Source organism: Kangiella sp. HZ709 (genome assembly GCF_009674675.1).
Taxonomy (GTDB): Bacteria; Pseudomonadota; Gammaproteobacteria; order Enterobacterales; family Kangiellaceae; genus Kangiella.
In genome coordinates, this window is sequence record NZ_WKJC01000001.1 from 1,252,043 (window position 1) to 1,275,767 (window position 23,725).

General features: G+C 39.8%; 24 protein-coding genes. 13 read left to right on the plus strand and 11 right to left on the minus strand.

Annotated features, from left to right (window positions below; translation table 11 throughout):
* Positions 1-50 precede the first annotated feature (50 nt).
* The 8 genes from GJS41_RS05740 to GJS41_RS05775 all read right to left on the minus strand — a co-directional run bounded on the left by GJS41_RS05740 (position 51) and on the right by GJS41_RS05775 (position 7,907).
* On the minus strand, positions 51-1,160 hold the full coding sequence (locus GJS41_RS05740; protein WP_154246338.1) for an SPOR domain-containing protein: 1,110 nt from the start codon (positions 1,158-1,160) through the stop codon (positions 51-53).
* Positions 1,160-2,269: a 3-dehydroquinate synthase gene (gene aroB / locus GJS41_RS05745; protein ID WP_154246339.1), complete on the minus strand. Its 1,110-nt coding sequence runs from the start codon at positions 2,267-2,269 to the stop codon at positions 1,160-1,162. Before aroB ends, GJS41_RS05740 begins: the two co-directional genes overlap by 1 nt.
* Positions 2,270-2,287: 18 nt before the next feature.
* Positions 2,288-2,809 carry a shikimate kinase AroK gene (aroK, locus tag GJS41_RS05750; protein ID WP_154246340.1) on the minus strand — a complete coding sequence of 174 codons (522 nt, stop codon included), beginning with the start codon at positions 2,807-2,809 and terminating at the stop codon, positions 2,288-2,290.
* A gap of 87 nt (positions 2,810-2,896) precedes the next feature.
* Positions 2,897-5,080 (minus strand): type IV pilus secretin PilQ, encoded by a 2,184-nt coding sequence (pilQ, locus tag GJS41_RS05755; protein ID WP_154246341.1) that lies wholly within the window; start codon positions 5,078-5,080, stop codon positions 2,897-2,899.
* A gap of 9 nt (positions 5,081-5,089) precedes the next feature.
* Complete coding sequence (locus GJS41_RS05760) at positions 5,090-5,638, minus strand: pilus assembly protein PilP (RefSeq protein ID WP_154246342.1); 549 nt, start codon at positions 5,636-5,638, stop codon at positions 5,090-5,092.
* Between the two features lie 12 nt (positions 5,639-5,650).
* The gene (locus GJS41_RS05765) at positions 5,651-6,262 is read right to left on the minus strand and encodes a type 4a pilus biogenesis protein PilO (protein WP_154246343.1); all 612 of its coding nucleotides are present in this window, start codon (positions 6,260-6,262) and stop codon (positions 5,651-5,653) included.
* Positions 6,262-6,840 (minus strand): PilN domain-containing protein, encoded by a 579-nt coding sequence (locus tag GJS41_RS05770; protein WP_154246344.1) that lies wholly within the window; start codon positions 6,838-6,840, stop codon positions 6,262-6,264. The genes GJS41_RS05765 and GJS41_RS05770 overlap by 1 nt, the downstream gene beginning before the upstream one ends.
* Positions 6,840-7,907 carry a pilus assembly protein PilM gene (locus GJS41_RS05775; protein WP_154246345.1) on the minus strand — a complete coding sequence of 356 codons (1,068 nt, stop codon included), beginning with the start codon at positions 7,905-7,907 and terminating at the stop codon, positions 6,840-6,842. The genes GJS41_RS05770 and GJS41_RS05775 overlap by 1 nt, the downstream gene beginning before the upstream one ends.
* Positions 7,908-8,146: 239 nt before the next feature.
* On the opposite strand from GJS41_RS05775, the gene GJS41_RS05780 reads away from it, so the two are divergent.
* The 6 genes from GJS41_RS05780 to GJS41_RS05805 all read left to right on the plus strand — a co-directional run bounded on the left by GJS41_RS05780 (position 8,147) and on the right by GJS41_RS05805 (position 14,033).
* Entirely contained in the window at positions 8,147-10,678 is a 2,532-nt protein-coding gene (locus GJS41_RS05780; protein ID WP_154246346.1) for a penicillin-binding protein 1A, read from the plus strand.
* Between the two features lie 157 nt (positions 10,679-10,835).
* Positions 10,836-11,366, plus strand: a complete 531-nt coding sequence (locus GJS41_RS05785) for an RNA polymerase sigma factor (RefSeq protein WP_370515637.1) — start codon at positions 10,836-10,838, stop codon at positions 11,364-11,366.
* Between the two features lies 1 nt (position 11,367).
* Positions 11,368-11,805 (plus strand): zf-HC2 domain-containing protein, encoded by a 438-nt coding sequence (locus GJS41_RS05790; protein ID WP_154246347.1) that lies wholly within the window; start codon positions 11,368-11,370, stop codon positions 11,803-11,805.
* Positions 11,802-12,137 carry a YbjQ family protein gene (locus GJS41_RS05795; protein ID WP_154246348.1) on the plus strand — a complete coding sequence of 112 codons (336 nt, stop codon included), beginning with the start codon at positions 11,802-11,804 and terminating at the stop codon, positions 12,135-12,137. The genes GJS41_RS05790 and GJS41_RS05795 overlap by 4 nt, the downstream gene beginning before the upstream one ends.
* A gap of 169 nt (positions 12,138-12,306) precedes the next feature.
* Positions 12,307-13,647 (plus strand): peptide-methionine (S)-S-oxide reductase MsrA, encoded by a 1,341-nt coding sequence (gene msrA, locus GJS41_RS05800; RefSeq protein ID WP_154246349.1) that lies wholly within the window; start codon positions 12,307-12,309, stop codon positions 13,645-13,647.
* 77 nt (positions 13,648-13,724) lie between these two features.
* Positions 13,725-14,033, plus strand: a complete 309-nt coding sequence (locus GJS41_RS05805; protein WP_370515638.1) for a DUF1272 domain-containing protein — start codon at positions 13,725-13,727, stop codon at positions 14,031-14,033.
* Between the two features lie 11 nt (positions 14,034-14,044).
* Here the strand turns inward: GJS41_RS05805 and GJS41_RS05810 are convergent, their stop codons facing one another.
* Positions 14,045-14,464, minus strand: a complete 420-nt coding sequence (locus GJS41_RS05810) for a CopD family protein (protein WP_154246350.1) — start codon at positions 14,462-14,464, stop codon at positions 14,045-14,047.
* Between the two features lie 14 nt (positions 14,465-14,478).
* Entirely contained in the window at positions 14,479-16,332 is a 1,854-nt protein-coding gene (locus tag GJS41_RS05815) for a chloride channel protein (RefSeq protein ID WP_154246351.1), read from the minus strand.
* A gap of 176 nt (positions 16,333-16,508) precedes the next feature.
* On the opposite strand from GJS41_RS05815, the gene GJS41_RS05820 reads away from it, so the two are divergent.
* The 4 genes from GJS41_RS05820 (at position 16,509) to yghU (ending at position 19,121) form a co-directional block, all read left to right on the plus strand.
* Complete coding sequence (locus GJS41_RS05820; protein WP_154246352.1) at positions 16,509-17,279, plus strand: DUF6776 family protein; 771 nt, start codon at positions 16,509-16,511, stop codon at positions 17,277-17,279.
* A gap of 5 nt (positions 17,280-17,284) precedes the next feature.
* A complete protein-coding gene (locus GJS41_RS05825) occupies positions 17,285-17,707 on the plus strand; it encodes a polymer-forming cytoskeletal protein (RefSeq protein ID WP_154246353.1) in 423 nt (140 codons plus the stop codon).
* 84 nt (positions 17,708-17,791) lie between these two features.
* Entirely contained in the window at positions 17,792-18,118 is a 327-nt protein-coding gene (erpA, locus tag GJS41_RS05830) for an iron-sulfur cluster insertion protein ErpA (protein ID WP_154246354.1), read from the plus strand.
* A 118-nt stretch (positions 18,119-18,236) separates the two neighbouring features.
* Positions 18,237-19,121 carry a glutathione-dependent disulfide-bond oxidoreductase gene (yghU, locus tag GJS41_RS05835; RefSeq protein WP_154246355.1) on the plus strand — a complete coding sequence of 295 codons (885 nt, stop codon included), beginning with the start codon at positions 18,237-18,239 and terminating at the stop codon, positions 19,119-19,121.
* A 57-nt stretch (positions 19,122-19,178) separates the two neighbouring features.
* Here yghU and GJS41_RS05840 read toward each other — a convergent pair whose 3' ends face one another.
* A complete protein-coding gene (locus GJS41_RS05840) occupies positions 19,179-19,367 on the minus strand; it encodes a rubredoxin (protein WP_370515639.1) in 189 nt (62 codons plus the stop codon).
* Between the two features lie 190 nt (positions 19,368-19,557).
* Between GJS41_RS05840 and GJS41_RS05845 the strand changes: the two genes are divergently transcribed.
* From GJS41_RS05845 to GJS41_RS05855, 3 genes are all read left to right on the plus strand, one after another.
* Entirely contained in the window at positions 19,558-20,565 is a 1,008-nt protein-coding gene (locus GJS41_RS05845; protein ID WP_154246357.1) for an aspartate carbamoyltransferase, read from the plus strand.
* 24 nt (positions 20,566-20,589) lie between these two features.
* Positions 20,590-21,864: a glutamate-1-semialdehyde 2,1-aminomutase gene (hemL, locus tag GJS41_RS05850; RefSeq protein WP_154246358.1), complete on the plus strand. Its 1,275-nt coding sequence runs from the start codon at positions 20,590-20,592 to the stop codon at positions 21,862-21,864.
* 92 nt (positions 21,865-21,956) lie between these two features.
* On the plus strand, positions 21,957-23,723 hold the full coding sequence (locus GJS41_RS05855; protein WP_154246359.1) for a diguanylate cyclase: 1,767 nt from the start codon (positions 21,957-21,959) through the stop codon (positions 23,721-23,723).
* Positions 23,724-23,725 lie beyond the last annotated feature (2 nt).

Here is a 23,725-nt window from a genome sequence, read left to right on the forward strand (position 1 = left end):
ATAGTTGAAGCTTATTAATTAGACTAATATTAATGCTAATGTGGAGCGATTTATAGCTCTTCTTGGATGGATTTAAAGGATCTAAGCCATGGCTTTTGCTTTAATATTTCTGCTGGTAGCGATTGGATCGCTAATTGTGCTCTAGCACGATTAGGATATACCCCCCAAACTACTCTATATTGTAACTGAGCATTAATATTTACTGGATACAGATAAGAATCAGCAAGATCCAGCTTATCTTTAAAACTTTTCGCGTCAAACTCAAGCGGATTAGAATACAGCTGTATAGTGTAATGCTCAGGATCTTGCTTAGCTACCCATTCATTGAAGCTAAGAGGTTTATCCTTTTTGCCCTGCTCGATTAGCAATTCACCTGCATCAACAGTTCCTTCTGAGCTCTCAATATTAATAGGTAACTCGTTTGAAATTTGATTAGGTTGATTTTGAACATTGTTTTTATCATCCTTTTTATCACTAGGCCAAAACAGGTAAGTGGCCAATACCACAAATCCTATTAATAAAACTGCCGTCGAAAAGATACCTTTATTAGCTATATCAAAGCTTTTAACACCTGAGCTGTGCCTTTTAAACTTATCACTCAAGCGCTCACCAATTTTTATAATCTCGGCAGGAAAACCCTTACTTTCATAATAAACTAACTCACTTTCTAAAAGTGGTATCTCAATAGTCGGGTCTTTAAATTGGTACATTTTACTTAAAAGCTTATGGCAATCTTGCTTATTAAAAAGCGGTAAGTTAAACCTCGAGTTTTGGAGCCTTGGAACACGGTTTACCAATTCTGGCTCTGACAAAATGACGTAATAACTGTCGTTATTAGTTGAGATTAACTTTTCAAGAACTGTCGCTTCTACTTCCGCAGCATCGTCGAGAATAACCACACTTGTTAAAGCTGGATTCACTGCAAATTGAGATAAGATACTGTCGGTAGTTACTAACGGATGCAATTTTTGGTAAAAAACTTCAACTTCATCATTAATAGTTAATTTCTTTATTAGAATTTCTGCAAAAGTTGATTTTCCAGCCGCAAATGGGGCTTCTAAAAATATGAAGTTACCACTACTTGCCTGCATTTTGATTAAATTAATTAATCTCATCCAAGAGTCTGGTACATGTATTAACTTCCTATCGACGTGTTCCATTAGTTCTCGCCTTTAGTCTTATAGTTAAGAAGGTAGTCTCTTATCGCGTTCTTACTAAATTCTTTAATAATAGCTGTGCCAAGCTTTTCTATTAATACAAGCCTTATTCCCTTGTCTTTATTTTTTTTATCCAACAACATTGCATCTAGAATTTGTTCTTGGTTTAAATTAGCTGGTAACTTAGTAGGTAAGTTAAAGTGCTTTAAAAGCTTAACAAGGCGACTAGAAATGCTAGGTTCCAATTTGGCTTCACTATTGGAAAAACCAGCTGCTAAAACCATTCCTACAGCAACCGCTTCACCATGTAAAACTTCACCATAGCCTGATAAATTTTCAATAGCATGCCCAAAGGTATGGCCAAAGTTGAGAATAGCTCTTATACCTTGTTCTAACTCATCCTTCTCAACAACTTTTGCTTTCAGGCTACAGCTTCTAAAGATCATATATTCTAAGCTGCTAGCATCTTTGTTACAGATTTTGCGGTAATTTAATTCAAGCCATTCAAAAAAAGATTCATCATAGATTGCCGCAATTTTTATAACTTCTGCCATACCTGCACTAAATTCACTGTCAGGTAAGCTCTTTAAGCAATCTGTATCTATAATTACCTCGGCGGGCTGGTGGAAAGCTCCAATAAGGTTCTTGCCTTTACTGTGATTAATGGCTGTTTTACCACCAACTGAAGAATCAACCATTGCTAGCAATGTCGTTGGCACCTGTACAAAATCAACCCCTCTTTGGTAGCAGGCTGCTGTAAACCCTGTTAGATCGCCAACCACACCGCCACCTAAAGCGAGAAGTAAATCGTTTCTCTTAAATTTGTTTCTTACCAAGGTATCAAGAATTTCAGAGAAGGTATCAATAGACTTAGTGGATTCGCCTGCTGTCAAAGAAATTAACTGTACTTCTATGCACGGCTTAATTTTTTCAATCGCTAGCTTAACCTTCTCATAGTAAAGCTTACTAATCTCATGGTTTGAAATTACGGCAATTTGACTGCCTGTGAAACTTTCGAGGAAACTAAAAGAATGTGATTGTATTAGGCCTGAACCAATACAAATATCGTAATTAGATTTTTTGCGTTCAAGCGATAACTTTATCTGTTTCAAAATTATCGCTCAAATACATTAGATAGACTGATCCATAAGCTCAACTATCTGCTTAGCTACAGATTTTACTGAACTAATATTGGTAGGAACGGTTAGATCGGCTATTTCGGTATAAAATGTTTCACGATCTACCATTAGCTGCTCTAGTACTTCCTGCGGGTTTTCATTTTGAATGAGCGGACGGCGCTTGTCACGGCGAGTACGCTCCAATTGCTGCTCTATTGATGTTTCTAAATAAACGACTACACCGCGTGCAGCTAAAAAGTTACGACTTTTATCGGAAACGATAGCCCCACCACCCGTTGCTAGTACAATTCCTTGCATTTGAGTGAGCTCTTCAATGACATCTTCTTCACGCTTACGAAAGCCATCTTCACCTTCAATGTCGAAAATCCAGTCTATAGGCGCACCAGTCCTTCTCTCTAACTCTTGATCACTATCAATAAAGTCTAGCTTCAATACTTCTGCCAGTTGCTTACCAATAGTCGTCTTACCAGCACCCATAGGACCGATTAAAAATATATTGCGCTTACCTTTCATTAATTACTAATACTCTTTATTTGTACTTATGTAGAAAACTAAAAACCCAGGCATTATACCTAGGTTTTAGTTTATTGGGTACGACTCTTATAATTTCAAGTCAGGATTTAATATTTTTGGTGTAACAAAGATAAGTAACTCTTCTTTTGTGTTCTCTCTAGAAGTGTTTCTAAACAGCCAACCCATAAATGGTATATCACCAAGTAAAGGCACTTTGGTTTCATTCACCGTTGTTCTGTGCTGGAATATTCCGCCTAAAACAATAGTTTCACCATTATCTACCAATACTTGAGTGCCGATTTCTTGAGTATTAATCGCTGGAGCACCTCCAACAGCTTGTCCATTAGCAGTAGTGAACACAACATCTGCGCCTCGTCTATCTTGTTTAATGGCTAAATCTAGATTAACACGCCCATCAGGTGTTATTTGTGGTGTTACCCTCAACTCTAGTACAGCCTCTTTAAATTGGATATTTGAAGAGCCGGATGACCCACCTTCTAAATAAGGAATTTCTTCACCTGCTTTAATAAAAGCTTCTCTTTGATTTGCTGTGACCACTTTAGGACTTGAAATTACTTCACCGCGATTTTCTGATTCTAAAGCTGATATTTCTAAGTCTAAAATTAAACCCTCTGCAAGTCTGAAGAAAGATAACCCTAAGGAACCTGCAGGATTAGCCACTGGTAAGCTAACATTTAAAGGAGAGGTGGACAAACCATCTATAGGAGCTCCTACTAATTGAGCAGCTCTTCCTAGAGTCCCAGAAATAGCGCCTTCATTGCTGCTAAACTGATCTGAAATACCAAAGCGGGCCCCTATATCACGAGCAAAACCGTCATCTGCTGTCACAATTCGAGCTTCAATTAATACTTGCTGTATTGGGCGATCTAACAATTCTACTAAATTTCTAGCTTCTTCAATTTTACTAGAAACATCTTTCACGATAAGACTGTTAGTGCGCACGTCAATTGAAACCGCACCTCTGTCAGATAAGATACCAACAGATTGGTCTGCAGAAGTTGAACCTGCGTCACTTGCAGTAGATAGCTTAGAAGGCTTTAGTAATGAAGCTATTTCAACCGCTTTAGCATAATTAACCTGAATAATTTCTGTTCGTAAAGGAGCTAATTCTTCTACTTGCTTAAGTGCCTCCAATTCCTGCTCTTCACGTTGAGCAATAATCTCAACGGGCGCAATCATAATTACATTGCCTTCTTGACGCTTACCTAGGCCCTTAGATTTTAGAATAATATCTAAAGCTTGATCCCATGGTACATTCACCAAATTCAAGGCCATTGAACCCTGAACATCATCACTAATCACAATGTTTAAGCCAGCAAAATCACCCAAAGTATGCAAAATGGCTTTTAAATCCATATCCTGGAATTGTAAAGTTAAACGATCTCCTGACCACTTAGGTTTATCACGTTCACGTTTCTCAACTTCTTTTTTAGATAACGGCTTTAATTCAAGTGTGTATTGGTCATCCGCTTGGTAAGCTAAATACTCAAAATTATCCGTTGCTCGAACCACTAGACGTACAGTATTTCCACGACGACTCGTCTCAACAATTTGTGCTGGTGTTGCAAAGTCAACAACATCCAATTTTCGAATAAAATTAGGATCGATATCTGTTTGTAAGAAGTCGGCAATTACGTTACGCCCTTCTTGTCGTAAATCAACCGACACATTTGGATTACCTAAATTAACCAGTACTCGACCAGAACCATCAGTACCGCGCCTAAAATCAATACTAGAAATATCATAGTTACCTGAAATACCGTTGGACGAAGGTACAGCAGCGGCAACGTTACTTGCAGAAGTGGCTCCCGCATCACCAAGTGTGACTAAAAAAGTATTACCTTGAACTTGGCTATTGTATGACACCATTCTATCCAAGTTAATAATCACGCGAGTTCTTCCGCCTGCTTCTACCGCAGTCACAGAATTTAAAACACCGACACCAACTTGCTTAGTTTTATAAGCTAAATTAGAATCAACACCGTTGAAATCCATAGAAATTCTGGCAGGGCTTACCGTCGTAAACTCCGAAGGTGTAGGAGGAGCACTTGAATACTCAAGCTTTAATTGAACCTTGTCTCCTGGCAATACTTGGTAATCAATTGATTCCAACTGGCTGGCTTGAATACCCCAAGATGCTAGCAAAGTCACCATTGCCAATGAACATTTCTTTAAAAAACCTTTAGATTTTTTCAACATAATTTTATTACCCAAGTGTAACTGTTGATTCCATAAATTCGTTAGTTTCATTATTGCCCCCTACTGTCCTATCACTAGGTACTGTGGACGTTTTTCCCAACATCCCTTTGAATTCGGTACAATTGCTTCAATAGTGATTTGATCACTATCTATTTTAATAACCTTACCGTCATTAAGACCAATATATTCACCTTCATACACTGGCTGAATAACACCAGCACTTTCTCCTGATTGAATTTTGATCAGACCGCGATGCTGTCGTTTATTGGATATCAAACCGACATATTGCAAAGCATCTAAGCCAAATCGCTCCAAATCAAATTTCTGACGATTTGGATCTGGCTGTAGGTCACTTTCACAACCTTCTTCAATTTGAAGTAAACGCGTTTCATATTCAGGGTCAAGTTGTGCAAAAGGGCTTCTTAAAGCGAATGCATCGTAAGCGTAAGGCTCATAAGGAATGACCGTCGGCAATTCTTTAATTCCTGTAGGAGTACTGTCTTTAATCTGCTGAACTTTTTGTTGAAGCTCATTCAGCCCACTTCCTTGACACCCCGACAATATAAAGCCAGCTAGGATAGCAACTGATAATGATTTTATTTTAGTCATTGTTAAAGCCACCTATATATCCTTGGGTTCATAACGATAAGTTTTCGCCAATACGGTAAAGCTTAAAGCTTCAGCATCACCATCTTCTCCAGCTCTTCTACCAGTGTCTGTTGCAGGTTGAATTTTAAAATCATGCAAAGTAACAATACGAGGCAAACCCGAAATGCGACTAACAAAGTCTGCAATTTGGTGATAACTACCAATTGCCGATATGCTTATCGGTTTTTCCATATAAAACTCTTTAGGTACTTCACCTTGATAAGAATGCGAAATCAAATCCACGCCTGCACCAGAAGCTGCATAAGATATCTCATCAAGCAAACCTGGAATCTCTGTACTTTTAGGTAGCCTTTCCAACAAATCATTAAATATATTTTGCATTTCTTGTTTTTGTTGACGATATAACTCTAAATTTGCAGCTTTTTTGTACTTAGTCGTAAATTCCGAAATTTTCTCTTGCTCTATCCTTTCTTTTGATTCCAATTCAAGCAGTTGATCGCTGGTAAAAAAGTAATAACCCAAACCAAAAACCACTAACATAGCAACAATAATCACAGCAATTTTCCCTGGCCATGGCCAATTGCCCATGTTGTTAATATCTTGATACTTGCTCATATCAGCCATTAGTTAGCACCTCCATCAGCATCCTTACCATCTCTACCTGGAATAACTTGTAATCCATCAAGCACAAAGTTTTGTGCCGGTATTCCTTTTTGTTCTTTTTTAATGTCTTTTAAATCCCCAGCTCTTAATCGCTCTGAACTATCCAGCTTTCTCATAAATTCAGAAATTCTTGGGGTCGTTTCACCGCGACCTACAAAAGTTAAATTCTTATCATTGGTTCTTTCGAAGCTGTTGAGGTGGATTCCTTCAGGAACTGATGTTACTAGGTCAGAAAACATTTTTACAACTTCAGGACGACTTTGCTGCAAGCCTTGAATAACGTCCATCTGATTTTCTAATTCTGCCAACTCTTTTTCAATTTTTACGATTTCAGTGATTTGCCTATTGAGCTGATCGATTTCTTGAGTGAGATAATTGTTCCGCTCTTGCTGGGCACCTATCCGCCCTTGCATCGCCCAATAAACCAGCGCCATAATTCCAACGGCAAACAACACCATCAAACCTAGAGTAATAAAGAATTCTTTTTGGCGTTGTTGGCGCGCTTCTTCACGCCAGTCGAGTAAATTAATTAAAGCCATTAATCGAAACTCCTTAGTGCAAGCCCGCAACTAATCATCATTGCAGGAGCGTCCGAGCTCAACGCCTGTGTATTAACATGCGAAGAAATGGACATTTCTGCAAATGGATTTGCGACACGGGTAGGTGTACCTAAATGCTCTTGAATCATCATGTCCAATCCATTGATTGAAGCACAACCGCCAGCCAAGATGATTTCATTTACGCTGTTAAATTCACTGGCAGAGAAGAAGAATTGAAGTGCACGCCCCACTTGTTGAGTAATAATTTCAGCAAATGGAATTAAAATTTCCGCTTCATAATCATCAGGTAAACTGCCTTGCTTTTTAGCTAAGCCAGCTTCTTGATAAGAAAGACCGTAACGGCTTTGAATTTCTTCGGTTAATTGATTGCCACCGAACAATTGTTCACGGTTATAAATTACCTGACCATTTTGAAGAACGTTCAAACTGGTAATGGTTGCGCCAATATCGATAATCGCAACCACTGAATTTTCGATATGCTCGACCGTTTTCTTCTTTGTTAGTTGATATGCGCGCTCGATGGCATAGGCCTCAATATCGACAACTTTAGCCACAAGGTCAGCATCTTCTAATGCTTCTACTCGAGAATCTACGTTAGTACTTCGCGAAGCGGCCAATAAAACATCAACCATATTATCAGCTGACGCCGAGTCACCTAACACACGGAAGTCCATATTAACTTCTTCTAGCGGGTAAGGGATATATTGATCGGCTTCGATGCGAATTTGATCTTCCATCGCTTCATCGTCCAAACCTTTTTCCATTTGGATAGATCGCGTTATTACGGCTGAGCCTGAAACAGCTACCGCGGCATATTTTGTATTAGCTCTAGCTTTTTGAACGGCTTTTTTGATGGCGTTACCAACAGCTTCTGTATCGCGGATGTCTCGCTCTACAACTGCGCCTTGAGGTAAAGGCTCAACCGCATAGCGGTCTACACGATAACGATTGCCTACTTTGCCTAGCTGCAACACCTTAACTGCGGTGGAGCTAATGTCGATACCAACTACAGGTACCTGTTTTTTTTGAAATAACCCCAGAACCATAAATCCTATGCCTCTTCTTTATGTGGTTCGTTAACTTCCCTTTATAAGCCTAATATTAGCGCTTCAGTGCCAAAAGATAAACTTTTTAATTGGTATAAAGTTAAACTTTTTTCTTAACTAACGTCTCTAAGATACTATATTTACTATAATTTACAAAAAAATTCAGCCTTTTTTTTACAAAAAGGTATACTGGTAATCACTTTGAGATTTCCTGTCGAACGGTCACCTTAATTCTTTTTATGAAAATTACCATCTACATATTGAAGAAAATCACCTTATTTGTGAGTTTACTCACAATATTTGGTGTTATGGTAGTTTTAGGCGCTTATCTCTATTCCGCGCCACAACTGCCAACTATTGCTTCGTTAAAAAATATTCAGCTACAGACCCCCATGCGAATTTTTACCGCCGATAAAAAACTAATTGGTGAGTTTGGTGATGTCAGGCGCATTCCAGTGACATTAGAGCAAGTCCCAGAGAATTTTGTAAACGCTTTAATTGCAACTGAAGATAAGCGTTTTAGAGAGCATTCAGGAGTTGATTTACTTGGTATTCTAAGGGTTATCAAAGTTGCACTAACAACTCAAGAAGCCACCGAAGGTGCTAGCACCTTGACCATGCAAACCGCTCGCAACATGTTCTTAAATCGTGATAAGCGCTTGAAACGTAAACTTATTGAGATGTTCTTAGCGTTGAAAATGGAACAAGAACTGAGTAAAGATGAGATTTTAGAACTTTATACTAATAAAGTTCATTTTAGCCATAGAGCTTATGGTTTAGGCGCGGCAGCACAAGTTTATTACGGTAAAGATGTAACTGAGCTTGATCTACCTCAAGCCGCTATGATGGCGGGGTTATTAAAAGGCGAATCGGCTTATAACCCGATTTCTAATCCAGAGCGCGCGCTCAATCGCCGTAACTTGGTTCTTAGCCGCATGCTCTCTGAAAATTATATTACTGAAGACGATTACCAACTAGCATTGGAGACCCCTCTAACCGCCACCAAACATACTGCAGATTTAGACTTAAATGCACCTTACGTGGCCGAGATGGTTCGCCTGGATACTTTAAATCGTTTTGGACGCGAGCAAGCCTACACTCAAGGCCTCGAAATCTACACCACGATTGACTCCAAACAGCAAATGGCAGCCACCCAAGCTTTAAGACAAGGTTTACTGGATTATGATCGCCGCCATGGCTATAAAGGTCCTGAGCTAGTCGTTGAGAACTTTGATCAAGAGGATAAGCAAGCACTCACCACCCTTCTTAGCTCAACGCCTTCGATTGGAGGCCTTGAACCAGCCATTGTGACACAAGTTAGCGAACAATCCATTGAGGTGATTAACTCAAAACTAGAAACTATCATTATTGATTGGTCAGGTCTCGATTGGGCGGCAAAATTTATATCTGATACCAAAATCGGCAATAAGCCCAAAAAAGCCAGTGAGATTGTAGGTGTTGGCAGTTTAATTAGAATCATTGATGCTGGCCCCAAGCTTGATAAAAAGGGCAATATTATTGCAGAAAATCAATGGCAACTTAGCCAGGTGCCGGAAGCAGTTTCTGGATTTGTCGCCTTGAAGCCCAAAGATGGAGCAGTAACGGCTTTAGTAGGTGGTTTTGATTACCTTTCTAACAAGTTTAACTTAGTCACCCAAGCTCGTCGCCAACCTGGCTCGAATATTAAGCCTTTTATATATGCCGCGGCATTAAACAAAGGCTTTACACCAGCAAGTCTAGTCAATGACGCGCCATTCATTAAGGTGAATGAAGCGATTGACGAAGTATGGCGACCTCAAAATGACAACTTAAAATATAACGGCCCTACTCGTTTAAGAGTTGGTTTAAAACGCTCAATCAATACCATATCCACACGCCTTATCGACGCTATAGGTGCGGATTATGCGGAACAATATTTAGTCAAAGTTGGCTTGCCCGATGAGCACATGGATCCATACCAATCATTGGCATTAGGTACTGCGAGCTTTACCCCAATGGAAATGGCCATGGCCTATGCAGTTCTTGCCAATGGTGGCTATCAAGTAGAGCCCTATTTTATTAAAGAGGTACGAACCTCAGATGGCGATGTCCTTTTTGAAACTACCCCTAAAATAGTCTGCAAAGAGTGCGAACAGCTAATCATTGAGCGTCAACTAAATGCTGATACACCTTCTCCTGAAATTCGTAATTATCCTGAATTACCTGTGGCCGAAGAGCAAATTGCACAGTTAGTAATGGACCCCCGCGATGCTTTTATAATCTACGACATGATGAAAGACGTTATTAAAAGTGGAACTGCTACTACTACCTTAAAGCGCCGTCAAAGCTCTTTGTTGAAACGCAATGACCTTGCTGGCAAAACAGGCACCGCCAATGATTATAAAGATGCTTGGTTTTCAGGTTTTAATAGCGAATTGGTAGGTTCGGCTTGGATGGGTTTTTCTGACCACCGACGTAGTCTTGGTAAGTTCGAATATGGCGGCAAAGCAGCGCTACCTATTTGGGCTGCATTTATGGAACAAATACTAGCTGGCAGCACTGAAAAGCACATTATACAGCCGCCGGGAGTAGTTTCAGCCAAAATTGACCCTGCAACAGGCAAGCTGGCAGCAATTGGCCAAAGTGATGGTATTTTCGAGTATTTCCGCGATGATAATGTGCCAAGCGAAATTGCTCAAACCGATAATAACTTAATACCTGAAGTTTTGATTGATTCGCCTTTTGATGAAGAGGAGAACGATGAGTCAACAAATGAAGGTTCAATATTTTAAAACTATTTAATTTGAAGACAGTTATATAACACTTATAAAAAGCGACAGTTTGTCGCTTTTTTTTTATTTCAAATTTCTGATATAACTAGAAAATACATGGAATAAAACTGCAACCGTATCGTTAACCCCTTGGTACAAACAAAAATTGGAGCGGTCAGTGAGTCAAAATCACTCGCAAGACTTATTGAAATCATCGGAGAAAGCATTGGTATTTGCCAAACAGATGTTAGGCAACCAGTCTGATGCGGAAGATCTAGTGCAAACTAGTGTCATTAAAGCACTTACGCACCCTAGTGCGCCCGCTGCTGGAGCCGACTTGCAAAAATGGTTATATCGAGTAGTTCGCAACGGCGCCATTGATAAGATACGAGAGCAAGCTAGGTTTGTTAGTTACGAATCAGAAGATGATATTGGAAGTACTAGCGACTTTGAATCGCCTGAATTACAGCTTGAACAAGAGCAGTTACAAGAAAGATTAAAAAAAGCTCTCATGAAGCTACCTATCACGCAAAAAGAAATCATCGTATTGCGTGACTATCATCAAAGCTCTTACGACGATATCGCGGAGATATTATCTATTCCAAAAGGCACCGTTATGTCTCGATTGCATCGAGCACGACTGGCTTTAAGAACGCTGTTGCTGAAACAGCAATCAATAGAAACCACAAAAGTTACTCAAGAGGTTTAAGATGAAACTTTGTGATAAAACGCAAGAATTAATTAGTGGTTATCTCGATAACGAATTAACCCAACAAGACAGTCAAATGGTAAGAGTTCATATTGAGTCTTGTGATAACTGCAAGAGCATTTATCAAGATTTATACGCAATTAAAAAGGCAACTTCGGAGCTTGACTATCGCACAACTGAGGCTGAAAAAATTCACAAACTCCTACAAGAGCCTACTGCTAAGAACTTTTCGGTTATAGGTTGGACTTTGTTAATTATTGGTTTAATTGGATTAATGATATTTCAAGCATTTACTTTTTTCTTTTCCGATGAGGTCCCAGTTATCATTAAATTATTGGCATTTGCCATCGAAGCTGGCGCATTAGCCTTATTCATTTCTGTATTAAGACAAAGGTTGATAGCTCAAAAAACTGACAAATATAAGAAGGTACAACTATGAAATCCGACATTCATGTTTTTACGTTAGAGCAAGTTCCTAATCACAATGTTGTTAAAGTAATTGGCTTAGTAAGAGGTAATGCCGTTAGAGCACGCCATTTAGGCCGAGATATTTTAGCTGGCCTCAGAAATATAGTTGGCGGTGAAATTATGGAGTACACCAAACTAATGGCTGAAAGCCGAGAGCAAGCTATCGATAGAATGACTGAAGAAGCTAAAATGCTTGGCGCTAACGCTATCATTGGTGCTCGCTTTACTACCTCTATGGTCTCACAGGGCGCAGCTGAATTGTTAGCTTTTGGTACCGCGGTAATTATTGAAGAAAGTAAGTAGGCAAATAAAGTAATCATTATCCTAAAGGAATATCAGCTGAGCTGGCTAAAGACGCAGTAACTGTTCAGAATCTATATACACACTTTATTTACACTTCTTTAGGTAGCTTCAGTGTAACTTTATTCAAAAGCTTTTATCTAAATTAGTAATGTTAACAAATTCTATGATTATGAAAATAATAAGCTCACTTCTGGTTTTATCATTGCTGACCTTCGGTATCTATGTTTCACTACAAAATAAAACATCTGCTCAAGTACCAGTCGACTCAAGCAAAACTGTACTGGCAAAAGTTTCCAGCTCTGAAGAGATGCCCGCCACTAAGCAACTGGACTCAATTATATTAGGTGAAGGTTGCTTTTGGGGGGCTGAAAAGCGCTTAGAAGCATTGCCTGGAGTGATCGATGCGGTTTCTGGTTATGCCGATGGCCGAGGTTTTGCGCCAGAGTATCAGCAAATCATACAGCGCAAACACAAAAACAACCCAGATAATTACGCTGAAGTGGTTAGAGTAACATTTAATCCACAGCAGATTTCTTTAGCAGCCATTTTAAAAGATTACTTTGAAGCTCACGATCCGACACAGGTGAATCGTCAGGGTAATGATGTTGGTACCCAATATCGATCTACCATATTAACCAATAGCCCAGAACAAATTGCTGTTGCCAATGAGCTCATTAATATTTATCAACCACTGTTATCAAAAGCCGGCTATGGGAAAATTGCCACCATAGTAAAGCCACTTGATGCATTTCATCCTGCCGAAGAATACCACCAGGATTATTTGCAGAAAAACCCTAATGGTTATTGCCCTGACCATTCAACCGGCATCAAGTTCGATCCTAATGAACAGGTGGCTAAAGTTGATAACTCAAAGTTATTAAATGGCAAACATATTGTCGTGGTTGATTCCGAAAATTATTGTCCTTATTGTGAAAAATTTAAACAAGATGTAGCCAACGATTACCAAGGCAGCATCCCTTTAACCTTTCGTTATGCTTCGCAACTCGAACAGCTTTCTATTTCATCACCAACTTGGGCAACTCCAACCATTTTATTTTTAGAAGATGGTAAAGAAGTATTCGGGCATCAAGGTTACTTAAGCGCTAAAGATTTCTATAAGGTTTTTGGCGCTTTTAAATTAGGCGATAGTGAAGCTTATAAAGTAGCTTTTCAAAAAGGTACCGATGGCCGATTTTGTAAAGAATACGAAATCTTTAAAAATACCCCAGATGGCATATTTATCGATAAATTGAGCGGCGCAGCTTTGTTCGATACTCGAGACCGCTTTAACTCAGGTACCGGCTGGCTATCTTTCACCCGTCCAGTAAAAGACTCAGTCACTGAGCACCTCGACACCAGCTATGGCATGATAAGAACCGAACTTCGCTCTAAATCTACAGGGATTCATTTAGGCCATGTCTTCGATGATGGACCTAATGGCCTACCAAGATACTGCATCAATGCTACTGTCTTAGAGTTTAAGCCAAGAGACCTCAACAGCAAAAACTAATCAATTTTTGCTGTTGGTAGATTTTTCACCTGATATGTTATTATTTGCTTTATGAATATTTAGGCGGGTGATAAACCGTGCTCCAACTTAAACCATCTTGTGAACACTGTGATAAGTCTTTATCTGCAGATGCTACTGACGCTATGATTTGCAGTTTCGAATGTACTTATTGCCAAAGCTGTGTTGAAAATATATTAAAAAACGTTTGTCCCAATTGCGGTGGCGGATTTAGCTCCAGACCCGTTCGGCCCAAAGAAGAATATAAACCTGGTGTTAGCTTAAAGCAATATCCAGCTTCTAGTGAAAAAGTCTTCAAACCCATCGATTCATCAGAGCATTTAGCTTTCGCAGAATCGATTAAGGATATACCACCTGAAAAGCGGTGAGTCGCTAACTGTTAAAAAGGCTTGACTACAACCAAAATAATTATAGCTATTAAGATCACTACTGGAAACTCATTAAACCAACGAAAAAAAACATGGCTTTTCGAGCAACGCCCTTCTGCAAACTGTTTTTGAAAGTGACCGCAAATAAAATGATAAACCACTAGGACTAGCATTAAAGCTATTTTGGTATGAAACCAGCCTGCGGCTTTATAATAGTCCCAGTTGTAGCTGGTTAGCCAAACACCAAATACTATGGTTAAAATCATAAATGGCGTAATAAAACGATAAAGCTTGCGTGCCATGATGTTGAGCTGATTGAAAGCCCCGTCATTTTCGGTCATGGCTAAATTGACAAAAATTCTTGGCAAATAAAAAATACCAGCAAACCAGCTGACCATAAAAATAATATGCAAAGATTTAATCCAAAGCATCTTTTATCCTGAAATTATGCAGTTTCTAAACGACCAGTGTCTTTCTTCGCAAAAATATACTGATCGGTAATCATTTCACGTGTGATGACACCATAAATTCTTTCTTGCTCATCCGCTGTTAAACGGTAGACATAAGCCGCTGTAATTTTACGCTGCTCCATTTTGTCGAAAGTTTCTTCCAAGGTCGCTTGTAAATTAATAGAGAGTAAATCTTGACGGTTAGCAGGAATTTGCATCAAATCAATCAAAGCGTCACCTGCTTTTTCTTGCAGACTTGTATCATGTTCTTGAGCATTCGATGGTTCGGACTCTGTTTCAACTTGTTCGTTTGCGTTTATTTGCTTTTCAATCTCAATTAGGTACCTAGCCAGATCACTTGCGACCATCAAGGAAATGATTTGCTCTTCTTCTTTAATCAATACCCAACGAGGGTTATCTTTTAACAAAATTTCCAATTCTAAATGAGTATTGAGACGCTTTGAGACAACCATGTTTCGTTCCATCACCCCGGCTACGCCAATGCTTCTAAGAACCTGTTTGATTGGATTCACCTTTATTTCCAATCCACGATCACCCATTTGCGTTTCCCAGAAAGCTCTTTGTTTAAAAACTTGCGTCACCACCAAGTTAGCAACAACAATAGAGAACATTCCTGGTAGAATAATGTTCGGGTTATTCGTTAGCTCCAACAAAGCAATCAAAGCCGCTAACGGCGCTTGCAGTACCGCGCTCATCAAAGTACACATTCCAATGATCGCGTAAAATCCTTCAAAGCTGGAATGCTCAGGGAAAAAGCTGCCTCCAATGTTCCCCATAACGCCGCCTAACATGGCGCCCATAAATAACGTCGGACCGATAACGCCACCTGGTAATGACAAGCCTGAACAAATAATGGTGGCTACAAATTTACCAGCCAAAGCCAAGATCAAAACTTTCAGCAACAGTTCGTCATGAATAGCTCCATTAACAGTGTCATAACCAATCCCCATCACTTCTGGGATGCCGATAGCAATAATGCCAACACTAGCACCGGCCACGGTGGTTTTAACCCAGACATGCCATTTCCTACTGAGTCTCGCGACTCTGCGAGTCAAAAAGATAAAGGCGCTGGCTAAAGTCCCACCTAAAATACCCACTAATAAAAAGTACGGCATTTCCCACAGTGATTGAATATCTAAATGCGACGGTACATCAAAAGCAGGATCAGGACCAAAAACCCACTGGGTTAAAATGGCACCCGCCACCGAAGATAGAATAATCGGAATAAAGCTAGCCACCGCATATTCCATAACGATGATTTCCATAGCAAAAATCACCCCGGCCAAGGGCGTATTAAAGCTAGCAGAAATAGCGGCGGCACAACCACAGCCAACTAAAATACGAGTGCTATTATTGGGTAATTTTAGCTTTCGCCCAAGCCAAGAACCGGAAGTCGACCCTAGGTGAATACCAGGCCCTTCGCGGCCAACTGACTGGCCTGAAGCAATTGTCATGCCACCAATAAAAAATTGCGCAATGGCATTCTTCACCGGCAAATTCCCTTGATGGTAATTCAGGCGCTCTAAAACGTGGGAAACACCGACTTGACGAGTTTGCGGCGCAAGTTTCTGTAAGATTAAGCCAACTAACAGACCACCAAACGTAGTCAAAGCCAAACGAAACATCCAAGACATATCTTCAAAGTCACGCTCAGTTTCATCAGTTCTTAAATTATCTGGAGCCCATAAAACAATACTGGACTCAGTAAATAAGCGAAATAGAATGTTTGAGCCGCCAGCCAGAATACCGCAAATCAAACCGATAACCGCCATTAATGCTAACGCATCAAAGCCTCCCAGTTTCAATCTTAAGCGGTCAATTAAGGTCATATGTCACAGCTTGTTTCGAAGTCAATTCCCTTGAGATAAATTTTTTGTTCTAATAAGCTCACTCAATAAGCCAATCAAAATCTTGGTTGAACCTGTAAATAAACAATTTAGCCATTAGATTCAATTAGTTACATAATAAGTAAATATGTGCTTGAGAACAAACACTTTCAACAATTATGACACAAGAAGACCATAAGCCCGATTACGTGATCCGAAAACGTCGTTCCAGCAACTGGTACTGGGCGATCGCGCTGGCCTCTATTTTTGTGGTAATCGGTGCGGCGGCTTTAGGTTATTGGCTAAACCAAAAGAAATATGACTTTTCGGAAACCGCTGAACAACAATTTTCGCAAGTACAGTCAAGTTTATCAGAAGCTAATGCCAATGCAGTTCGTTGGCAGCAACAATTTGAATTGGAAAAAGCTATCAATCAAGAGTTACGCAAGCAAATTTTCGAACAAGAGCTGCAATTGAATAATCGCAACAAAGAGCTGGCTGCTTTCCAACGTATTTTTGATCCTGATTCAGTTGAATCTGGTTTGCAAATTGCTAGCTTTAGTTGGGAGCCAATCACCACTAAATACCAATATCGCTTAATTCTGACTCAAGCAAAAAAACAAACAGCGAATATTAGTGGTCAATTTGAAATCAGCTTAGTCGGCAAAGCTAACGGTGAAACTAAAACAATTGATTTTAATGAACTGGAAGCCTTAACCGCTAAAGATAGAAATTTCAAATTTAAATACATGGAAGTTAGGACTGGTTTGTTTACCATTCCTGAAAATTTCGAGCCCGAATTAATCAGAGTTACCGTTACCAGCAATGGTCGTAATGGAAAGTCTATTTTAAAAGACTTTGCTTGGAATGATACTGAGTTGAATAACACCAAGGACAATAATAACAATCTGGATGTATCCGAAAATAATGTTCCTAGTGGAGGAAACTAAAAGCTATGTGGGGCAACAAAAACAAAGATAATCAAATCGATACCATCATTGCCAAAGGCACTCAAGTAGAAGGCAACTTCAACATTTCTGGGAATTTATTTATTGATGGCCAAATTCAAGGCGATGTTCGCAGCGATCATAGCAAAGAAGCCGTAGTTTCTGTCGGTTTAAATGGTCAAGTCAACGGAAATCTATTCGCGCCATTTATCGTTATTTTTGGCCATGTCAAAGGCGATGTACACGCTGCCGAACGAATTGAGCTTAAACCCGGTGCTAAAGTTGAAGGTGATTTGTACTACAAAGTCATTGAAATGAATGCCGGCTCAGAAGTGAATGGCAAAATGTTTGCCATGGGCGAGGCAGCTAAACTTGAACATCAATCTGAAACTAGCGATGAGGAAGATTTAAAAGCCGCTGAGCAACACTAAATTTTTACTTGAAGTCATAGCTCCGAATCCCCATTTAAGGCTATAATGGAAAGCAACTCATTAAAGTAATTACGTTTAAATTTTATGTCTATTACCGTAACAGAAGCCGCAACTAATAAAGTTCGCACGCTGATCGAAGAAGAAGAAAACCTTGAGCTAAAACTGCGCGTTTTTGTGACGGGCGGCGGTTGCTCAGGTTTTCAGTATGGTTTTAGCTTTGATGAGAAGCAAAAAGACAATGATATGCTGATCGAACAAGGTGGCGTTAAAGTATTAATCGATCATCTAAGCTTTCAATATTTAATGGGCTCAGAAATTGATTACACTGAAGGACTGCAAGGTTCAAGATTCTTAATCAATAATCCACTGGCCAAATCTACTTGTGGCTGTGGCAGCTCTTTCACCATTTAAATAAGTTTTATAGGCATAATTACCGATTCTAAAGCGCCAATTTGGCGCTTTTTTTGTAATGAAATGGTATGACTAACGTTTATTAACTATAAAATAGTTATAATTCTTGGAGCACCCGATGTCAGAACATGAAAACCAACCTAAAGGCTATATTCCTCCTGCTGTTTGGAAATGGGATACAGAAAGTGGCGGCGAATGGGCAAAAATAAACCGGCCTATTGCGGGTGCCACGCACAGCAAGAAACTTAATATTGGCCAGCACCCTCTTCAACTCTACTCATTAGCCACTCCCAATGGCGTCAAAGTTACCATTATGCTAGAAGAGCTATTAGCATTAGGTATAAAAGAAGCCGAATATGATGCTCATCTAATTAAGATTACTGATGGCGACCAATTCGGAAGTGGTTTTGTCGATGTTAATCCTAATTCCAAAATTCCTGCACTATTGGATAATAGCGGCGAAGAACCGGTTAGGGTATTTGAATCAGGAGCGATTCTTACTTATTTAGCCGAAAAGTTTGATCAACTTTTACCTAAAGATTTGAGTAAAAAAGCAGAAGCTTTATCCTGGCTTTTTTGGCAAATGGGTAGCGCACCTTATTTAGGCGGTGGTTTTGGACATTTTTATAATTATGCGCCTTTTAAAATTGAATATTGTATTGACCGTTTTACCATGGAAACTAAGCGCCAGTTGGATGTATTAGATAACCAGCTAGCGAATAACGATTATATTTGTGGTAAAAACTATAGCGTCGCGGATATCGCCATTTGGCCATGGTACGGCAACTTGGTTTTAGGTCGCTTATATAACGCCGCCGAATTTCTAGAAGCGCAAAAATATACCCATGTGATGCGTTGGGCCAAAATGCTTGACCAAAGACCCGCGGTTAAACGTGGCAGGATGGTTAATCGAACTTGGGGCGAACTGCACGAGCAATTGCACGAGCGACACGACGCATCTGACTTCGTAAATAAGACTCAAGACAAACTAGCTGGAAATTAAACCTGGAAGACGACTTATTAAAAAAGCGCCATATGGCGCTTTTTTTGCAATCAATATCTATAATGACTTTTTGAATTCATCCGTCATTAATTCAAAGTCTTCTTTACCAACACCACAATCTGGACAATACCAGTCATCAGGGATATCTTCCCACTTTGTACCAGGAGCGATTCCATCTTCTTCCCAACCTGTTTCTTCATCGTAAATAAAATCGCAAACCAAACAACGGTATTTCTTAAATTCCACAATAAACCTCAATCAATCTGTGTGCCAATAAATCTATAACAGGCGCTATTCTAATGATTCTCAACCAAAATACCAATGAGTTAATTCAATTTGAATCAATCACCGATAGCCTTGCAATTTTCCCACATGTCATAAACTTCATGTTAGAATTAAGCCTATTATTTCACAGGCTTAAGTATTTGGGTTTGTTATGGATTTTCAAGGTCAGCATATTCTTTCTATCGAACAATTTGATCGTGAAGCGGTTGAAACAGTTCTCTCTATAGCGGCGCAAATGACGCCTTATGTTGAGCGCAAGAAACGCTGTTCAGTACTAGATGGAACCATACTAGCGAGTTTGTTTTTTGAACCCAGCACCCGAACTCGCGTAAGTTTTTCCAGCGCCTTCAATTTACTTGGTGGTAAAGTGATGGAAACCGTAGGCATGGGTAGCTCGTCGCTCACTAAAGGCGAGTCATTGTTTGATACTGCTCAGGTGATTTCGGGTTATGCCGATGTTATTGCTATGCGCCACCCTGAAGCCTTCTCGGTCAGTGAGTTTGCCAAAGGGGCAACCGTCCCTGTTATCAATGGTGGTGACGGCCCCAATGAACACCCCACTCAAGCGTTGTTGGATACCTATACTATTTTTGATGAGTTACTAAGAATCGGGAAGCCGATGGAAACGTTGCGCATTGCATTAGTAGGCGATTTAAAAAATGGCCGAACAGTACATTCACTGAGTCGAGTTTTAAGCTTATTCCCAAACGTTGAATTTACTTTCGTGGCACCGAATGCTTTGACCATGCCCGAAAAGATCATGGCTGTTTGCGAAGATGCTGGCCATCGAGTATCTATTACTCAAGATCTATCTACTGGGCTTGCCAATCAAGATGTGGTCTATATGACACGAGTGCAAGAAGAACGTTTTGATACTCAGGAAGAAGCTAATCTTTATCGAGGTAAATACCGCCTAACTCAAAATATTTATGATAATTATTGTGCAGACAATACCATCATCATGCACCCTCTTCCGCGTGACTCACGCCCCGATGCGAACGAGTTAAGCGAAGATATGAACAGGAACCCTAACTTAGCTATTTTCCGTCAATCCAATAACGGTATCAAAATTCGTATGGCACTTTTTGCTTTAACCCTTGGTGTTGAACAACAACTTAAAAATCACGAAAGCGAAGTAACTTGGTTTACTCGCAAATAGACCAAAAAATAAATATTAGGCATTATGAATCATTCTGAGCAACTTTTTTCGCGTGCGCAAGAGCGCATCCCCGGCGGCGTTAACTCCCCTGTCAGAGCATTTAATGGCGTAGGCGGTACTCCAATTTTTATCCAGTCAGCTACTGGCGCTTATTTTAAATCCGCAGATGGTGAGCAATACCTTGATTATGTCGGCTCTTGGGGCCCTATGATTTTGGGCCACAATAACCCTGTAATCAAAGAGGCGGTCATTAAAGCCGCTGAAAACGGCTTGAGCTACGGCGCGCCTACCGAAATCGAAGCTGAAATGGCAGAAAAAATCTGCTCAATGATCCCATCGATTGATATGGTTCGAATGGTTAACTCTGGTACTGAAGCCACCATGAGCGCTTTGCGGTTAGCACGCGGTTATACTCAGCGTGATAAATTTATTAAGTTTGAAGGTTGTTACCATGGCCACGCCGATTGCTTGCTGGTTAAAGCCGGTTCTGGAGCCTTAACACTGGGCGAGCCCACTTCGCCGGGCGTGCCTGCTGATTTTGCAAAACATACTTTAACCGCTGAATTTAATAATCTGCAATCAGTGAAAGCTTTTTTTGAACAGTATCCTGAAGACATTTCCTCCATCATTGTTGAGCCTATTGCTGGCAATATGAACTGCATTCCTCCGGTCGAAGGTTTCTTAGAAGGATTACGCGAGCTTTGTGACCAGTATGGCGCTATCTTGATTTTCGATGAGGTTATGACGGGGTTTAGAATGGGTATTGATGGTGCACAAGGCTTTTACGGCATTAGTCCCGATCTAACCTGTCTTGGTAAAGTCATTGGTGGCGGTATGCCAGTAGGTGCTTTCGGCGGTAAAAAAGAAATAATGCAGCATATGGCACCCATTGGTCCAGTGTATCAAGCTGGAACCTTGTCTGGTAATCCTATAGCTATGGCTGCCGGTCTAGCAGCGATGAACGAAATATCTAAACCAGACTTCTATCCATCGCTATTTGACTTTACTGAGCAGCTAGTCGCTGGAATGAAATCGATAGCCGCTCAACACGGCATTGCTTTTACCACCAATCACGTTGGTTCAATGTTTGGTTATTTCTTTTCTGAAGAGCCTAAAATCACTCAATATGCTCAAGTAGCAGCGGGTGATATGGAATATTTCAAACGCTTTTATCACAAGATGCTCGATAATAAGGTTTATATGGCCCCTTCTGCATTTGAAGCAGGATTTGTGTCAAGCGCCCACCAAAGTAATGAGCTAGATAAAACACTATCCGCTTTTGAAAAATCATTGTATTAAGTCTGATTCTCACCAAATTTTACATTTGTCACTAGTCAGGCCAGTCTGAATTTCATACAATCCAAGTCAATTTTGACTTGGATTTAGTGTGCTTGACTAGAGTTAAGGCTAAACGCCTTTCATTTACATACATCTTAATAGCAGCCATTGTGCTTTTGCTAGGCGTAAGCTTGCATGTTTACCAGCAAAATCTTAAGCAGTTCAATCAAGTACAAATAGACCAGTATCAAAAATCATTAGAACAGTATCAAGAAAATAACATCTACTACAATCCCCAAGCCACGATAGATTGGCTAGCGATTCGCCAAAACACGAATGGTTATTTTGTTACCAACCCTGACTTAATTAATGAGCCCTCTCAGCTAAATGCAAATAGCCTTAGAGCAACTCGTTACGCAGTCACTACTTTAGCGCAACTTGATGGACTTGATGCAATCAACCTGAATGCAGCTAAAGATTTCATTTTAAGTAGATACCAAGAAGTTGTAGATGATGAAGGTAATATTCTTGCTGGATTTAGAGTGCAAGCTGGTAAGCCGCTGGGTATTCGGCCTACGATGGATGCATTACTTACGTTAAATGCTCTATCAGCAATGAGTTCAGAGCGAATTAATTTATCTGCTATTAATGATTTTATTATTAGCCATCAAAATACTGATGGCGGTTTTTGGGATCCTCATTACCCAAAATATGGTCAACAATCTTGTTTAAAGTGCACCTCTTTTGCGATGAGGGCTCTGGGCGTGCTTCAGCAAGCTTCAAGCCTTAAGGTTTCAGCCGAAACCAAATCAAGCGTGGTTAATTACGTAAAAGCATCTTGGGATTCTGATGTACAAAGTTATAGCGATCAAATCGGCTCAACGGCAAATGACAGTTACGATATTTTTAGAGCTTTCATATCTCTATGGCACTTAAAAGAAGGTGCTGAAAAAGATAAAAGAACTTTTGTTACAAGCAACCTTAATATTACCGATATAAAAAAGACGATCGATATAAAGTTTAAAGCTCCCGGTAATACTTACTCTAGAAAAATTAGTCCAAGCTCAGCGTCAATGAAAGCGACTCATTTATTAGTATGGTTGTTCTATAAATTGGATATGCTTGATTTTCTAGATAAAAAAGCCGTAATTAATTACGTCAAATCAAAACAAAGTAATCCTGGAGAGTATGGCGGGGATATATACAATACCTATTCCGCGACAGGTATCTTTACAAAGTTGAGCGTAGCAACGACCCCATTAATTGAGCCGACGTTACCGGCTTTAAATAAATCTATAGTTCCACCTTCAGTGCCTTATCTCTTATATATTCTAGCTATCTTTCTAGTGTTATTCTCAACGATTAGCACCAAAAAACATCTAGAAACTAAAACAACCCTTTTAGAATCGCAAGTTAATAAAGATAAATTGACTGGGCTATTCAACAGGGCTTATTTAGAAAGCTCTTTTGTTTATCATGCTGCATCGGATAAAAGCATTTCGTTAATATTATTAGACATAGATAACTTCAAAGCTGTCAACGATAACTTTGGACATTTAGCCGGTGACTTTGTTCTACAATCTATCTCTAAACTTATTAACGACAACATCAGAAAAACTGACGTATTAGCAAGGTGGGGCGGAGAGGAGTTTGCAATCTTATGTCCATCTACACAATCTACTCACGCCAAATTTCTTGCTGAGAAAGTGAGAGGCTTAATTCAAGATCATACATTTGATACTATTGGTAATCTTACTTGTAGCTTTGGAATAAGTTCGATAGCCGAAGACGATACAATGGACACGCTGTTTGAAAGAGCTGACAAAGCGCTTTATCAGGCAAAAAACAGTGGCAAAAACCAAGTCATTTTTTCAAGCTAATC